The sequence below is a fragment of the Paenibacillus sp. JSM ZJ436 genome, from assembly GCF_044383795.1.
GTDB classification, from domain to species: Bacteria; Bacillota; Bacilli; order Paenibacillales; family Paenibacillaceae; genus Paenibacillus_AQ; species Paenibacillus_AQ algicola.
This window is the reverse complement of the sequence record NZ_JBISEO010000019.1, coordinates 48,592-63,071: the sequence shown is the minus strand read 5'-3', so window position 1 is coordinate 63,071 and position 14,480 is coordinate 48,592. Positions and strand designations below refer to the sequence as shown.

Genomic DNA, 14,480 nt, shown 5'->3' with positions numbered 1-14,480 from the left:
CACGTTTGGTGGTGATGGCGGAAGGGTTCCACGCGTACCCATCCCGAACACGACCGTTAAGCCTTCCAGCGCCGATGGTACTTGGACCGCAGGGTCCCGGGAGAGTAGGACGCCGCCAAGCGAAGAACCATCGTCGATGACATCGACGGTGGTTTTTATTTTGTCTGTTTCATCCGTGCTGGCAGAAACAGATGAAGATTTTGTTACCGAATCTTATGGGAAATCAGTATAATAGGAATAGTATAAAACAGGTCATACGTCATTTCCGTACATTCAGATATATGTAATGTATAGGTTAAACGGTCTAGGATTACAGCCTATCCACCACTCAACATTCAAGATCAACATGGGAAGTCCGGTAATACATGTGGATGCGGCTGGGAAGGAGGTTATTTCATGCGGAACAGCAGGATGCGTCTTGCAGGGGGGATTTGCGCAGGAGCAATTTTGCTGATGGGGTCTGGGTGCAGTATTTCGGACAAACCTACATGGGAATCTTTTGATGGAGCCGCGAATGTGAAGTCGTTTCCGGTGCCTAAAGAAGCCAATCGAACGGAGCAGGCCAAGGGCACGGGGGAGCTTGATTATGTAAGATATGTTCTGCCAGGCCTGAAGGAAGATGAAAGTCTTCCCGAGCCTTATCTTGAAGAAATTAAATCATGGGGCTGGCAGGAGAAAGAAGATCAGGAAGGCACATCACCGATTATTTTTGAAAAAGGAAAAAATATCGTCCACCTCACGGTACACGACGATTCATTGATAATTACGATACCGGCACCTGTTAAGAAAGAGTTGCAAGGGCTGGAAAGTAAGAAATAGACCTTTATCCACATGGATAAAGGTCTTTTTAATCGTTTATTGAGAATAGTAGGATACATCATCCGGTCCGAACTTCAGCATGCCGTCCTTATACTGCCGCGTTAACCGGTACCAGGCATAATAGCGCGGTCCTACCAGCCAGAGATGCCAAAAGTATGCTGAGATTGTAAATGAGAGCGGAGACCAGAATGCCATCAATGCGATGAGAACGCACCCCATCCAGCCCGTATGCCATTGTACCTTGATAAATCGGAAGCTGCTGACATGCTGCTCAGGCATATAACCGATCCAGGGTGCTTGGAGGCTAAACCGCCATTTACGCGAGGAGAGGGACCCTGTCAAATGCAGAACGGATCTGCCAATGACAAATTGTATCCAAAAAATGAGCATGCCTGACAGGAGAAAGAAAATAAAGCTGTCCCAGGAGAGGATGACCATTTGGGAAGCGACTGCAGCACAGGGAAGGAGAAGGTAGGTAGTCCACATCCAGCGGGGCAATGTGATTTTTTTGAGCAGTCGGTATTGATAAAAAGTCGCTTTCTGATGAGATTGATCGGCCATCGTGCTCACGGCCCTCCTTTAGTAGCTTCGATAGAAAAGAGTATGTACTTGTTTTATCGGCTGGCAATGAAATTTTGTGAAGATTTGTAGGTACAGACACCTTTCGTCAGGCACTACACATAGTATATGTTGAAAAGGGCATAAATGGAAATCACAACCTATGAAAAGGTTTAAAATACTAGAAAACCTGTCATACTAATAGTAAATCAATGGAGGTGGGTTGGCTCATGGAAGAGATGGCGGGACAAATGTGCATCGTATGCAGCCAGATCAAGCAGGAGGGGATCACGATTGTTTCCCAGTTCGTCTGTGAAGATTGTGAGTCCGAAATCGTGCATACGAACGCAGAGGATGCGAAGTATCAGTACTTTATTCATCGTTTAAAGCAAATTGCTGTAACACATTGAGGCCTTAGGGGGCCTTTTTTTATTGAGTGTAACCATCCAGTCTTCATGAGGCATAGGCGTGAGAAGCATTTTACGTTAGAATAGAGGTAGTTAAACCAGGCTTGGAAGGATTATGACGATGTCGATAGAGTACAGGGATGCTCAACTACGAAATAAAGAAAGTGCCCCCTTATGGGAGGCTTTGCAGAATTACCGCCAGAAGGGAAGAACCTCGTTTCATGTGCCGGGACATAAGAACGGAAAGGCCTATATGGGGGTGCCCGGGGCTGATCTGTTGATGGATGTCCTTTCTGTCGATGTGACAGAGATTACGGGAACCGATGATTTGCATCAGCCGGACGGTGTTATTTTGGAAGCACAACGACTGGCTGCGGATTGTTTTGGGGCGGAGGAGAGTTTTTTTCTGGTGGGGGGAAGTACGGCCGGTAATCTGGCGATGATTCTGACGGTATGCGCGCAGCCTGGGGATTTGATTCTGGTTCAGCGCAATGTACACAAGTCAGTGCTGAACGGACTGATGCTCGCAGGAGCACAGGCTGTTTTTCTGGATCCGGAGGTGGATGCAGGGAGCGGTCTGGCTATTGCCCCGTCGCTGGCAGCAGGGAGTGCTGCGCTGTCTGCCTACCCAAAGGCCAAGGGTGTGCTTCTGACGATGCCTAATTATTATGGTATGGGTACGGATCTGACGGCGTGGAGTGAGCTTTGTCATGCGGCGGGGATCCCTTTGCTGGTGGATGAAGCACATGGCGCACATTATGGCCAGCATCCTGATCTGCCCCGGCACGCCTTGTCATGCGGAGCAGATGTCGTTGTGCAGTCGACGCACAAAATGCTTGCCGCCATGACGATGGGCGCCATGCTGCACGTGCAGGGACCGCGGTTGGACCGCGCCCTGCTGCGCCAGCGCCTCGCCATGGTGCAAAGCTCGAGCCCATCCTATCCGGTAATGGGCTCGCTCGATCTGGCCCGGCGCCTGATCCATGCGCAGGGCCCAAGTGCTTTCACGGCGGGGCTCGCCGCCGTGAACACCTTCAAGCGCGGCCTCGCACAGCTGCCGCGCCTGGGGCTGCTGCAGCCGCCGCAGCCCCGCAGCCCCGCCGCCGCAAGCCCGGCCGGCGGACAAGACCCGCCGCCGCAGCAAGCTGGGCCGGCGGCGTACACGCATCAGGACCCCTTCAAAGCGGTCATATATGACCGCACGGGGGCCCTGAGCGGCTTTGCACTTCAGCGCGCGCTAGAGGAGCGCGGCTGTGTGCCGGAGATGAGCGACGAGCATCACGTCGTTCTGCTCTTTACGCTTGGCTCCACGGAGGAGGATGCCAAGCACCTCTTACAGGCTCTGCAGCATATGGTGGAGGAAGACCTGGGCGAACAGCCAGCAGACTCCAATGAGGAGCCCGATCAGCTCAGCCCGGCTGACTCCTCACCTCCGGTGCAGTCGCCGCAGGAGCTGCAACGGCTAGACTCCAATGAGGAGCCCGATCAGCTCAGTTCGTCTGCGCCCTCACCTCTGGTGCAGTCGCCGCAGGAGCTGCAACGGCTAGACTCCAATGAGGAGCCTGATCAGATCAGCTCGGCTGACTCCTCACCTCAACTTAAGCACCCGGCGACTCACAATGTTTCCACGTGGAACATTTTTGAAGCTCAAAGCTATAGTGAGCCGGTGGCATTTCATCTGGGCACATTGGATCCGAAGGAACTGACAGCCCTGCCGCCGGAGCAGTGTGCTGGAGAGATTGCCGGAGAGACGATCATCCCATACCCGCCAGGCATTCCGCTGCTGTATGCGGGGGAGCGTATTACCCCGAAGCAGGCGAAGCGGCTTGTCCGGTTAAGAGATCTAGGAGCGAAATGCCAAGGTGCGGCGGATCCGGCACTGCGCACCATCCTAGTGCGAAATACTTCAGGAAAGCAGGTTACGTCATGAACCGCAAACCCATGTTTATTACGATTGAGGGAGGTGAGGGCTCCGGAAAAACAACGATGGTTGGCCGTTTAGCAGCTTATTTTCAAAACCATTCCATTCCTTATTTAATCACCAGAGAGCCCGGAGGCATCGAGATTGCGGAGAAGATACGATCACTCATCCTGGATCCCAGCCATACAGAGATGGATGCCCGGACCGAGGCACTGTTGTATGCAGCCGCCAGAAGGCAGCATCTCGTCCAGAAGGTAGAGCCAGCCTTAGCCAACGGTCTGACCGTACTATGTGATCGCTTCGTAGATAGCAGTCTGGTATATCAAGGCCTTGGGCGAGGGATCGGGATGGAAGAGGTATGGAGACTGAACCAGTTTGCTATTGAAGACCGTATGCCGGATCTGACACTGCTGCTCGATCTGGACCCGGAGACCGGACTGTCGCGCATTGCAGCCAATGAGGAGCGTGAGTACAACCGCCTGGATATGGAAAGCCTTGAATTTCACCGCAAGGTGAGGGAAGGGTATCGACAGGTGGCGCAGAGAGATCCGGAACGAATCCGGATTATTGATGCATCCAGGCCGCCGGCCCTCGTTGAAAAAGAGCTCATACGAGCACTGGAAAGCACAGTATTAAAGGGTTTTTGATCAGCTTTGTCAAATAATAAACATACGGCTTCTAAACATGCCGATATTAATAAGGAGGGACATGGCATATGAAATTGATCGTGGCGATTGTACAGGATAAGGACAGCAACCGTCTGTCGGCCGGTCTGGTTAAAGCAAATTTCCGGGCAACGAAGCTGGCCAGTACCGGAGGCTTTCTGAAAGCGGGCAATACGACGTTTATGATCGGGGTCGATGATACGCAGGTAGAAAGCGTGATGAACGTCATTCGCAATAGCTGTAAGGTACGTGAGCAGCTGGTTACGCCGGTAACCCCGATGAGCGGGACGACCGATTCGTATCTGCCGCTTCCTGTCGAGGTGCAGGTGGGCGGAGCTACTGTGTTCGTGCTTCCTGTTGAGCGGTTTGAGCATTTCTAATCTGCACCTGATGTCTCGACGAACAGCCCGCTGCCGAGTATAAAGAGGGAATGCTTCAATCGGAAGGCTTGCATGAGAACCGCACGCGGCTTTCTTGTTCTCATTCAATATACTCGGCAGCTGATGATGAGATGATGAAGCTGGGCGGATTACACCCGACAACGGTAGCTAATGAAAGCAAGTCTCCTGTAAATATAAGAAATGATACCCTAAAAGGCGGTGATGGCATGAAAATCAATCCAGGCTTTCGACCTCTAAAAAGCGAGCTGACCACTGCGGACAATAATGCCAAGCCGGTGCAGCAGAAATCCTTCTCGGATATTATGTACCAGCAGGGAGAAAAGGCTACGAATGAGGAATTAAGCCGGCAGATGCGGGAAATTGCAATGCAGGGCGAGCGCCTGGCGAGAGTCATGACGATCCGCGAATTAAAGGCCTACCGATTCATGGTGAAGCGATTTCTGGAAGAAACCGTCCGCCGGGGCGTAAAGATGAAGGAAACCCGCGGGTGGGACCGTCGGGGAAGAAGCAAGCGTTACAACGTAATTGATGAGATTGATTCCCTGCTGCTGGCGATGGCAGACGAGCTGCTGGAGAGTGAGCAGGGCAAGATTGAGCTGTTGAGCAAGATCGGAGAAATCCGCGGAATGCTTATTAATTTAGCTTTTTAGCATGCATGCCATCCATAAAGGGTTGGCAGTAGATGAATGGGAAAGTGAGAGGACTTATGTCTTTTAACGATATATTGGGGCAGGAGGCTGCCAAGCAGCTGCTTCAAAATGCCATGCGGCGCAAGGCCATCAGTCACGCTTATTTGTTCAGCGGGCCCACGGGTGCGGGACAGCTGGAGATGGCCGTGATGTTTGCGAAGGCGCTCTTTTGTACAGAGGAGAGTGATGATGCCTGCGGCAAGTGCCTGGAGTGCCGGAAGGTCGATCATGGCAACCATCCGGATCTGACGATGATCTCGCCGGATGGCGCCAGCATAAAGATTGACCAAATCCGCGAGCTTCAGCGGATTTTTTCATACCGCTCGCAGAAGAATCATCCCAAGGTTTATATTATCGAGCATGCTGACAAAATGACGGTTCAAGCCGCCAACAGCCTGCTGAAATTTCTGGAAGAGCCGCAGCTGCCTGCCGTGGCCATTTTGATCGCCGAGAATGGACAGGCGCTGCTGCCTACGATTCAATCCCGGGTGCAGAAGGTCCCTTTCAGGGCGCTGGATTCCGCGATGATGGAACAGGTGCTGATTGCTGAGGAATATCCTGCAGCCCTTGTCCGGTGCGCCGTTCATCTGGCCTCCGGATTAGAGGGGTGCAGAGCAATTTTAAATGAGAATTGGTTTGCAGAAATTAGAAACGTAATGTTACAATTAGGGAAGGAGTCTGTGAACCGCTCCGGCATGGCTATGATCACAGCAAGCCAGAAGGTGTTCAGAACCGGACTCTCGGAGCATTTGGACATGCTCTTCAGCCTGTTTCATTTATGGTTTAAAGACATGATCAATGTCCAGTACGGCAGGCAGGATTGCCTCGTTTTTATAGATCAGGCTGAGTTCATCACCGGTCATGCTTCAGCCCGTAGCACATCACAATGGGTCTCCTGCATGGATTTGGCCGCAGAGTGTCAGAAGAAATTACGCTACAACGTCAACGGACAGCTCTGTCTCGAGCAATTGTTATTGGGGATGGGCGAAGCTCCGGCGTGAGATTACCCCATACACCCGTAAGGGCCAATAGGCAAGGCTAACAAGGGGGTTAATTTTTTGTACAGCGTAGTGGGTGTCCGCTTTAAGAAAGCGGGCAAGGTATATTATTTTGATCCGCTGGATCTTCCCGTAGAGAAGGAACAATGTGTCATTGTAGAAACTGCTCGGGGGATTGAATACGGACATGTAGTGATTGGCAAGAAAGAGGTTCAGGAATGTGATGTGGTGCTTCCTCTGAAGAAAGTGATCCGCATCGCCGGCGACAACGATGCTAAGGTGGTCGATGAGAACAAGCTGGCGGCGAAGGATGCCTTCACGACCTGTTTAAATAAAATCCGGGATCACGGACTGAAGATGAAGCTGGTGGATGTGGAATTCACCTTTGACCGCAACAAGATTATTTTTTACTTTACAGCTGAAGGGCGCGTAGACTTCCGGGAGCTGGTGAAGGATTTGGCAGGCATTTTCCGCACTCGAATTGAGCTTCGCCAGATTGGCGTACGTGACGAGGCGAAGATGCTGGGCGGTCTGGGACCTTGCGGACGAGTGCTTTGCTGCTCCTCTTGGCTGGGTGATTTCGAGCCCGTATCGATCAAGATGGCCAAGGATCAGAGCTTGTCGCTGAACCCGACGAAGATTTCCGGTCTTTGCGGAAGATTAATGTGCTGCTTGAAGTTTGAGCATGATAACTATGAAAGCAGCAAGGAAGAGCTGCCTTCTGTGGGCAAGCTTGTCGTAACCTCGCTCGGAGACGGGAAGGTTGTCGGCGTGAACGCAGATAAACGAACCGTACATGTACAGCTGTTCGAGATTGGCAAGGTTAAGGAGCTTCCGCTGGATGACGTGGTCATCAAGTAGACTATAGAATGGTTACTTTCGGGGTGTAATCTTGGAGAAGAACAACATTTTTACGCGCATTCAAGAGATGGAGTCCCAGCTGGGGCATATGAACAGTGAACTGGGTGAGCTGAAGCAGATCATCAAGGAGCTGCTGGAGGATAACCATCGTCTCGGCCTGGAAAATGAACAGCTCCGCAAGGTGCTGAAGAGAGAGGTTCAGCCGGCAGACCCTGCAGCCTCCGCTTCCTCGACATCCAAATCCCGGGCTGCTGTGCAGGCAGGCGCGGAGGATATGGTTGGAGAGGGATATGATAATCTGGCCCGCTTGTATCATGAGGGCTTTCACATTTGCAATGTCTATTACGGACATTTGCGGACCGAAGGCGATTGTCTATTCTGTCTGTCGTTCCTGAACAAGTGACAGCTAATGTCAGCCGTAGAGTATAACCGTTATTACTATATACAAGAGATCCAACAAGCCGTAGGAGGGTACAGATGCCTACGGCTTTTTTTGTAATCCAAGAGGAGGCCTCCTGTAAGCATCGGAGGTGTAAAGTTTAATTATAGAAGGAATGGATGTTCATCATGATCAAGAAACCGATACAGCTACAGCCATCTGAACGTGTGGATGATTTGCTAACCCATAATATGGGCATTATACAGAGCGATGAGGTATTCAGCTTCTCCATGGATGCCGTGCTGCTGGCCCGCTTTGCCCGGGTTCCGCGGCGGGGAAGGCTGCTGGATCTATGCAGCGGGAATGGCGTCATTCCGCTCCTGCTGTCCACGGCCACAGAAGCAAGCCTGGAGGGCATTGAAATTCAGCCACGGCTTGCTGACATGGCGCGCCGAAGCATTGCCTTGAATGGGCTGGAGGAACGCGTAAGCATGCGGGAAGGAGATCTTCGGGAGCTCTACCTGGAAACAGGCCACGGCGTATATGACTATATTACCGTGAACCCGCCCTATATGCCGCTTAACGGCAGTGATAGAAAGCTGAATGAGCATCAGGCGATTGCCCGCCATGAAATCCACTGTACGCTGGAAGAGGTCATTCAGGCCGCATCCCGGCTGCTGCGCTCCGGCGGAAAGCTGGCTATGGTGCACAAGCCTCACCGGCTTGCAGAAATTATGGTGCTGCTGCATCAATACCGGCTGGAGCCCAAGATCATCCGGTTCGTCCATCCCCGAGCAGGTGTGGAGGCCAATATGGTCCTGATCGAATGTCTCCGGGACGGAAAGCCAGAGGTCCGGCTGCAGCCGCCGCTCCTTGTTTATGATGAACAGGGTGTGTACTGTCCGGAGTTGCTGGAAATCTATTACGGAAAAGAGGAAACCTCATGAGCATCAGCTCCCAGAGCAGCTTTCAGTCGCCAGCCTCCGAAGGCGGCCCTGGCGCGCTATATCTGGTTGCCACACCGATTGGCAATCTGGAGGATATGACATACCGCGCCGTGCGTACCCTTTCAGAATGCGATATTATCGCAGCCGAGGATACGCGGCAGACCCGCAAGCTGCTGACGCATTTTGACATTCAGCCGAAGCAGCTGTTTAGCTATCACGAGCATAATAAAGGGGCGAGCGGTCCTGAAATTATCAGGTATATAATAGAAGGAAAAAATGCAGCCATCGTCAGCGATGCCGGCCTGCCGGCCATTTCCGACCCCGGAAGCGATCTGGTTCGGCTCGCTATAGCAGAAGGTATTCCCGTCATTCCGGTTCCCGGAGCTAACGCGGCCCTTTCTGCGCTGATTGCCTCGGGGCTCTCAACGGAGCGGTTCACGTTCATCGGTTTTCTCCCCCGAGAGAAGAAGGATGCGGTGGCTCTGCTCCAGTCTCTTCCGGCATCTGCAGGCTCACTGCTGTTCTATGAGTCTCCTCACCGGATCAAGAAGACGCTCTCCTTCATGCAGGAAGCGCTCGGTCATCGCCGAGCGGTCCTGGCCCGGGAGCTGACGAAGCGGTATGAGGAATTTACCCGCGGCACGCTCCAGGAGTGCATGGAGTGGCTGGAGGAGCATCCACCGATCGGAGAATACTGCGTGGTTCTGGAGGGAGGCAGCCAAGAAGAGGAGCAGAAGGAGCGGGACTCCTGGTGGCAGAGCATGTCTATAGAAGATCATGTGGCGCATTACGAAGAGACTGGTCTGAGCCGGAAGGATGCCATGAAGAAAGTCGCATCCGACCGGGGAGTGTCCAAGCGGGACATTTATAATGCGCTGCTATAGCCTTTATATTGATGGAAAGCGGCAGGAGTTGAAGCGTTCGGGAACACCGAGCGCTTCGCAAAGCTGCTGTATCGGGCGTGAGCACACAAAAAAGAACCCTCCGGCGCCATAAGCGCTGGAAGGCCATAAAGGAGATATATAAAGGTTAGAATTAATGCAAGCAGCATGACTTATTCTATGGATTGTATCTCAAATAGAAATTAGTTGGCTACCGGTGACGGAATTTCAGATACACACTCATGGCAGACGATCTTGCCCTTGAAGTAGGTTACGTTCTCGGCATTGCCACAGAAAATGCAGGCTGGCTCGTATTTCTTCAGCATAATGCGCTCGCCGTCTACATAGATCTCCAATGCGTCCTTCTCACCAATGCCCAGCGTACGGCGAAGCTCAATCGGAATAACTACCCGTCCTAGCTCGTCTACCTTTCTTACAATACCTGTTGATTTCATCATAACTGATTCATGCCCCTCTCGCTATAATTTAAAAAAGTCATTTTTCGACATAGTTCTATCTTTTATGTTATTTATAGTACCAACGATTCCCAAAACAGTCAACCTGTTTATTTGAGAATATCACACCTATTAACAAAATTATAGTGAGAAAAAGCTTTATATGATCACAAAAAGTTCAAAAACCTGTTATTTTTAAGGGAATCTTCAGATTTGTCGATTTGGAAGTCGCCATTTTACGTAATTCGACATTATTCTACAATATGCGTCAAAAGTAGTGAAAGCTCACCATTCAGTCCATCACATTGATCTTGAGAAGGAGAGGATATGCATGAGACGTTCCATTTCGGAAGAGAAGGTATTCAAGGACCCCGTTCATAACTATATTCATGTCCAGGACGATTTGATTTGGCGGCTGATCAACACGCCGGAGTTTCAGCGGCTGCGCCGGATTCGGCAGCTAGGCACCTCCTTTCTGACCTTTCACGGGGCGGAGCATAGCCGATTCTCGCACTCCTTGGGTGTCTATGAAATTACGAGAAAGATTATTTCTCAATTTGAACGGGGCAGCTATCCGGATTGGCCAAAAGAAGAGCGGCTGGTTGCCTTGTGTGCTGCGCTCCTGCATGATTTGGGCCATGGTCCTTTTTCACATTCTATAGAAGAAGCCTTTCATATGAATCATGAGGATTGGACCTGCAGAATCCTGACAGAGGATACATGTGTCAATGAGGTGCTGACCAGCCATGATCCGGATTTCCCTCGCAAGGTCGCTGCTGTCATTCAGAAGAGCTATGACAAGCCCATTGTTAGTAATCTGGTCACGAGCCCGTTGGATGCAGATCGCATGGATTATTTGCTTCGGGATGCGTACTATACGGGTGTTAACTATGGCACGATTGATTCCGATCGGATTCTCAGGCTGCTTCGGCCCTATAAGGATCGGGTGGTGGTTAAGCAGTCCGGCATGCATGCGGTCGAGGATTATTTGATGTCACGTTACCAGATGTACTGGCAGGTCTATTTTCATCCTGTGACGAGAAGCTCCGAAATTATATTACGGCAAATATTCCGCCGGGCGAAGGAGCTGTTCCGGGATCGATATCCTTTTCAATTCATGGTAGAGCCGCTGCCGGCTTTGTTTGAGGGCAATCCTGATGTCAATCAGTATTTGCGCCTTGATGAAGCGCTTATACAGACCGCTTTTCTGCAATGGACCTATGAAAAGGACGACCTGCTCCGGGATCTTTGCTGCCGCTTTATGCACCGCCGATTGTATAAATATGTAGAAATCGATCATATCGACAAAGAGACGATCGACGAGCTTCGCCAGGCCTTTCAGGAAGCGGGATTGAATCCGGAATATGACCTGGAGGTTGATTTTCCGACCGATCTGCCCTATGATGAATTTCCTTCAGGCTCTATAGCAAGCCATAAGCAGATTTTACTACTGGACCGGTTTGATCAGCTGCGGGAAATCTCCGAGGTATCAGACATTGTGCGCTCCATCAGCGGCATTCACCGCGGACGCTCCCATCTATACTACCCGGAGGACAAGCTGAGAACGGTGTGGGACACATTGCCCGCTGACGTCACCAGTCTGCTTGCACGGTAGTGCACAGGAACCTGTGGCTGCTCATGTCCAGATCGAGCTGGAATGATGGATACAAAGGTCAAGCTGATTTATTTTCGACAGGAAGGGAGCTTTACACGTTATGTTATTCGACACTCATACCCATTTGGATTCTGCAGCCTTTGATGAGGACCGTGAAGCCGTCATTCAACGGGCAGTAGACCAGGGAATTACGCGTATGATCAACATTGGCTTCAATCGTGAGACCATCCCGACGACGATGCAGCTCGCTGAAAAATATGATTTTATATATGCAGCCGTAGGCTGGCATCCGGTAGACGCCATTGCGATGAAGGAGGAGGACCTGGAGTGGATTGCCTCTCTGACCGCTCACCGGAAGGTTGTAGCCATTGGCGAAATTGGACTGGACTACCATTGGGACACGTCTCCCAAAGAGATACAGCATAAGGTGTTCCGGCAGCAGATTCAGCTGGCGAAGGAGCTGAATCTGCCCATCGTGATTCATAATCGGGATGCGCATGAGGATGTCCTGCGAATTCTGAAGGAGGAAAAAGCGTCGGAGGTGGGCGGCGTCATGCACTCCTTCTCCGGCAGCTGGGAAACGGCCAAGCAGTGCCTGCATATGGGCTTTCATATTTCCTTCGGCGGACCCATTACGTTCAAAAATGCCAAACAGCCTAAAGAGGTGCTGACACAGGTGCCGCTGGACCGCCTTTTACTGGAAACCGATGCGCCATATTTGACACCGCACCCGTTCCGGGGAAAAAGAAATGAGTCCTCTTACGTGAAGTATGTGGCAGAGCAAGCCGCTGCATTGAAGGGGTTGTCTCTGGAAGAAATTAGTGAAATTACAACCCGAAATGGTCTGGAACGATTTGGGATTTGATGAAATCGGGAGCAAAAGCGGTGAAAAAGCGAGTATTTGCGATGAATTAAGATTTTATCATCAAAAACGGTCCGATTATTACAATAATTTAACTATTTATCAGAAAAAATGTGGTTGAACGTTGCTTTACAACCTGCATGTAAAGAGAGTATCATCTTTTCAGTACTTATGAAGCGCTGGTTTGACACCAGCAGCATATTCATTTACAAACCGTCTCGCTTAATCTCCAGATCATGGAGAACGGGGGAACCGATACAGGGTCAACGAGCAACCATACATAAGGGCTGTGAGCACTGTATTTGATTTCAATTCGGGTCTTTGGGGTGAATTTGAGGGCAGCCGCCATGAGCGGTTGACTCGAGATAGGGCGTCTCTCTTACGTCCGAACCCGACAGCTAACCCCGTAAGCGTAAATAAGAGAGGCAACGGTCGTGCATCCTTTCCAAGACTACAGCTGGAAAAGCCACGAGAAGAGTCTCTAATACTCTTTTTCGGGCTTTTTTTATATTCAGAATATTGGAGAGAGCGCCATCATACCCTGGGATACACAAGGGGGGTGGCAGAACACATGCACGAACAGACGGGGCGTAACGCAGGGTGCACATCTATAGCGGGGCACTCTGTGAGACAAATTTGCTATAGTCGCGTCATATACACTCATGCATGATCTAGAGGGCGGGGCTATGAAGGAGGATGAAGCAGTGGGCGTTTTACAACCAGAACAGACCCATGATTCACAATCATCCAGCATGTCATACGCATTACGATGGAAGCATGATTTTCTGCGTCAACTGATGCTGGCGGCCTTTGGCACCATCACCATTACGCTGCTCGTACTGCTGATTATACACAACCAGTCGGGCAAAGAAATTCACCTGGTGGTCGATGGACGGGTGACCACGGTGGAAACGAATGAGGCCATGCTGCAAAATGTGCTGGAAGAGCATTCGATCTCGCTGAAGCCGCAGGATGAAATATCCATGCCGCTAAACGGAAGTCTTCAGGATGGAGACCGGATCGTCATTCAGCGTGCGGTTCCTATTACAGTTACCGCAGACGGCAATACGCAAACGGTATTTACAACCCAGGACACTGTACAGAACGTGCTGAACAAAGCCGGCATTACCGTCCAGGATGAAGATAAAGTAACTCCTGCACTGGACAGCAAGCTGTCCGAGGCTTCCGACATTCGCGTTATTCGCGTAAGTAAGCAGCAGGTACAAGAAGAAGAGGTCCGCGAATACCGGGTCATCAAGACGTCAGACCCTTCGCTTCTGAAGGGCGATAACCGGGTGGTTCAAGCGGGAGAGCAGGGACTGATCATTCACCATATTGAGAAGGTGTATGAAGATGGACAGCTGGTTTCCAAACAAGTGGTGTCCAAGGAAGTCGAACGCAAGACGATGGATAAAGTGATCGCGGTCGGCACGAAGAAGCCGCCGGAGCCGGTGAAGGAAGAGCCGGTCGTTCAGGCTGTAAAGCCAACGACTGTAGCCAAGACGACGACTAAGACCTCGGCGAAGACGCCTGCCGTTCAGCCAAAGGCCGCCGTTCAGTCGAGCTCAAGCTCAGAGAGTAAGCAGAACAACGTCGTTTCTAAAGCCGGTATTGATTTTGAATATAAGAAAGTGCTGAACAATGTATCCATGACGGCGTACTCCTCGGAGCAGCCGGGCATCGGTACGAAGACCGCTTCCGGTACGCGTGTTACGGAAGGCCGCACCATCGCTGTAGATCCTAACGTCATTCCGATTGGCTGGTGGGTTTATATTGAGGGCATTGGCTTCCGCCGTGCCGAAGATACAGGCGGTGCGATCAAGGGCAACAAGATTGACGTGTATTACGACTCGCTGCGTGCAGCACTGAACTTCGGACGCAAGAACGGGCATACCGTGTATGTCATTGGACCCGTCAAGCCGGAATCGAACTAATGTTTTACTTTTCCATGAGAAATAGGCTACTATTTATGTAATATAATGAGATGCTAAGAAGAGGATATGATCCTCTTCTTTTTTTTGG

General features: G+C 51.1%; 16 protein-coding genes, 1 rRNA gene and 1 riboswitch. Of the genes, 15 read left to right on the top strand and 2 right to left on the bottom strand.

Translation table 11 applies throughout. The features are described from left to right. Window positions 1-4: 4 nt before the first annotated feature. Together rrf and ACH6EH_RS17950 are read left to right on the top strand one after the other, a co-directional pair. A 5S ribosomal RNA gene (gene rrf, locus ACH6EH_RS17955) occupies window positions 5-121 on the top strand. 275 nt (window positions 122-396) lie between these two features. Beyond that, complete coding sequence (locus ACH6EH_RS17950) at window positions 397-819, top strand: hypothetical protein (RefSeq protein WP_138223901.1); 423 nt, start codon at window positions 397-399, stop codon at window positions 817-819. Window positions 820-855: 36 nt separating this feature from the next. On the opposite strand, the gene ACH6EH_RS17945 is transcribed toward ACH6EH_RS17950, so the two are convergent. Continuing rightward, window positions 856-1,380: a hypothetical protein gene (locus tag ACH6EH_RS17945; RefSeq protein WP_397333293.1), complete on the bottom strand. Its 525-nt coding sequence runs from the start codon at window positions 1,378-1,380 to the stop codon at window positions 856-858. 227 nt (window positions 1,381-1,607) lie between these two features. On the opposite strand from ACH6EH_RS17945, the gene ACH6EH_RS17940 reads away from it, so the two are divergent. The 10 genes from ACH6EH_RS17940 to rsmI all read left to right on the top strand — a co-directional run bounded on the left by ACH6EH_RS17940 (window position 1,608) and on the right by rsmI (window position 9,529). Further along, window positions 1,608-1,787 carry a sigma factor G inhibitor Gin gene (locus tag ACH6EH_RS17940; RefSeq protein WP_397333292.1) on the top strand — a complete coding sequence of 60 codons (180 nt, stop codon included), beginning with the start codon at window positions 1,608-1,610 and terminating at the stop codon, window positions 1,785-1,787. A gap of 118 nt (window positions 1,788-1,905) precedes the next feature. Beyond that, window positions 1,906-3,714, top strand: coding sequence for an aminotransferase class I/II-fold pyridoxal phosphate-dependent enzyme (locus ACH6EH_RS17935; protein WP_397333295.1), 1,809 nt, complete (start codon window positions 1,906-1,908; stop codon window positions 3,712-3,714). Continuing rightward, the gene (gene tmk, locus ACH6EH_RS17930; protein WP_397333291.1) at window positions 3,711-4,352 is read left to right on the top strand and encodes a dTMP kinase; all 642 of its coding nucleotides are present in this window, start codon (window positions 3,711-3,713) and stop codon (window positions 4,350-4,352) included. Before ACH6EH_RS17935 ends, tmk begins: the two co-directional genes overlap by 4 nt. Window positions 4,353-4,420: 68 nt before the next feature. Further along, entirely contained in the window at window positions 4,421-4,750 is a 330-nt protein-coding gene (locus tag ACH6EH_RS17925; RefSeq protein ID WP_138223906.1) for a cyclic-di-AMP receptor, read from the top strand. 227 nt (window positions 4,751-4,977) lie between these two features. Then, a complete protein-coding gene (locus ACH6EH_RS17920) occupies window positions 4,978-5,421 on the top strand; it encodes a YaaR family protein (RefSeq protein WP_138223907.1) in 444 nt (147 codons plus the stop codon). A 56-nt stretch (window positions 5,422-5,477) separates the two neighbouring features. Continuing rightward, complete coding sequence (gene holB / locus ACH6EH_RS17915; protein WP_208204532.1) at window positions 5,478-6,461, top strand: DNA polymerase III subunit delta'; 984 nt, start codon at window positions 5,478-5,480, stop codon at window positions 6,459-6,461. Window positions 6,462-6,518: 57 nt separating this feature from the next. Next, window positions 6,519-7,319: a PSP1 domain-containing protein gene (locus tag ACH6EH_RS17910; protein WP_138223909.1), complete on the top strand. Its 801-nt coding sequence runs from the start codon at window positions 6,519-6,521 to the stop codon at window positions 7,317-7,319. Window positions 7,320-7,350: 31 nt separating this feature from the next. Beyond that, window positions 7,351-7,722 (top strand): DNA replication initiation control protein YabA, encoded by a 372-nt coding sequence (gene yabA, locus ACH6EH_RS17905; RefSeq protein ID WP_138223910.1) that lies wholly within the window; start codon window positions 7,351-7,353, stop codon window positions 7,720-7,722. A gap of 164 nt (window positions 7,723-7,886) precedes the next feature. Continuing rightward, window positions 7,887-8,645, top strand: a complete 759-nt coding sequence (locus tag ACH6EH_RS17900) for a tRNA1(Val) (adenine(37)-N6)-methyltransferase (protein WP_138223911.1) — start codon at window positions 7,887-7,889, stop codon at window positions 8,643-8,645. Continuing rightward, on the top strand, window positions 8,642-9,529 hold the full coding sequence (gene rsmI / locus ACH6EH_RS17895) for a 16S rRNA (cytidine(1402)-2'-O)-methyltransferase (RefSeq protein ID WP_138223912.1): 888 nt from the start codon (window positions 8,642-8,644) through the stop codon (window positions 9,527-9,529). Before ACH6EH_RS17900 ends, rsmI begins: the two co-directional genes overlap by 4 nt. Before the next feature lie 200 nt (window positions 9,530-9,729). Here rsmI and ACH6EH_RS17890 read toward each other — a convergent pair whose 3' ends face one another. Further along, window positions 9,730-9,984 carry an AbrB/MazE/SpoVT family DNA-binding domain-containing protein gene (locus ACH6EH_RS17890; protein WP_138223913.1) on the bottom strand — a complete coding sequence of 85 codons (255 nt, stop codon included), beginning with the start codon at window positions 9,982-9,984 and terminating at the stop codon, window positions 9,730-9,732. A gap of 328 nt (window positions 9,985-10,312) precedes the next feature. Here ACH6EH_RS17890 and ACH6EH_RS17885 point away from each other — a divergent pair, with 328 nt between their 5' ends. From ACH6EH_RS17885 to ACH6EH_RS17875, 3 genes are all read left to right on the top strand, one after another. Further along, a complete protein-coding gene (locus tag ACH6EH_RS17885) occupies window positions 10,313-11,596 on the top strand; it encodes an HD domain-containing protein (RefSeq protein WP_397333290.1) in 1,284 nt (427 codons plus the stop codon). A gap of 100 nt (window positions 11,597-11,696) precedes the next feature. Further along, window positions 11,697-12,461, top strand: a complete 765-nt coding sequence (locus ACH6EH_RS17880; RefSeq protein ID WP_138223915.1) for a TatD family hydrolase — start codon at window positions 11,697-11,699, stop codon at window positions 12,459-12,461. A 206-nt stretch (window positions 12,462-12,667) separates the two neighbouring features. Next, window positions 12,668-12,886, top strand: a riboswitch (cyclic di-AMP (ydaO/yuaA leader). Window positions 12,887-13,162: 276 nt separating this feature from the next. Then, window positions 13,163-14,392 carry a ubiquitin-like domain-containing protein gene (locus ACH6EH_RS17875; protein ID WP_397333289.1) on the top strand — a complete coding sequence of 410 codons (1,230 nt, stop codon included), beginning with the start codon at window positions 13,163-13,165 and terminating at the stop codon, window positions 14,390-14,392. Window positions 14,393-14,480: the final 88 nt, after the last annotated feature.

Excerpts from the sequence above, each read along its gene's own strand:
- ACH6EH_RS17950 (WP_138223901.1), top strand. The coding sequence starts at position 397 with ATGCGGAACAGCAGGATGCGTCTTGCAGGGGGGATTTGCGCAGGAGCA.
- ACH6EH_RS17945 (WP_397333293.1), bottom strand. The coding sequence starts at position 1,380 with ATGGCCGATCAATCTCATCAGAAAGCGACTTTTTATCAATACCGACTG.
- ACH6EH_RS17940 (WP_397333292.1), top strand. The coding sequence starts at position 1,608 with ATGGAAGAGATGGCGGGACAAATGTGCATCGTATGCAGCCAGATCAAG.
- ACH6EH_RS17935 (WP_397333295.1), top strand. The coding sequence starts at position 1,906 with ATGTCGATAGAGTACAGGGATGCTCAACTACGAAATAAAGAAAGTGCC.
- tmk (WP_397333291.1), top strand. The coding sequence starts at position 3,711 with ATGAACCGCAAACCCATGTTTATTACGATTGAGGGAGGTGAGGGCTCC.
- ACH6EH_RS17925 (WP_138223906.1), top strand. The coding sequence starts at position 4,421 with ATGAAATTGATCGTGGCGATTGTACAGGATAAGGACAGCAACCGTCTG.
- ACH6EH_RS17920 (WP_138223907.1), top strand. The coding sequence starts at position 4,978 with ATGAAAATCAATCCAGGCTTTCGACCTCTAAAAAGCGAGCTGACCACT.
- holB (WP_208204532.1), top strand. The coding sequence starts at position 5,478 with ATGTCTTTTAACGATATATTGGGGCAGGAGGCTGCCAAGCAGCTGCTT.
- ACH6EH_RS17900 (WP_138223911.1), top strand. The coding sequence starts at position 7,887 with ATGATCAAGAAACCGATACAGCTACAGCCATCTGAACGTGTGGATGAT.
- rsmI (WP_138223912.1), top strand. The coding sequence starts at position 8,642 with ATGAGCATCAGCTCCCAGAGCAGCTTTCAGTCGCCAGCCTCCGAAGGC.
- ACH6EH_RS17890 (WP_138223913.1), bottom strand. The coding sequence starts at position 9,984 with ATGATGAAATCAACAGGTATTGTAAGAAAGGTAGACGAGCTAGGACGG.
- ACH6EH_RS17885 (WP_397333290.1), top strand. The coding sequence starts at position 10,313 with ATGAGACGTTCCATTTCGGAAGAGAAGGTATTCAAGGACCCCGTTCAT.
- ACH6EH_RS17880 (WP_138223915.1), top strand. The coding sequence starts at position 11,697 with ATGTTATTCGACACTCATACCCATTTGGATTCTGCAGCCTTTGATGAG.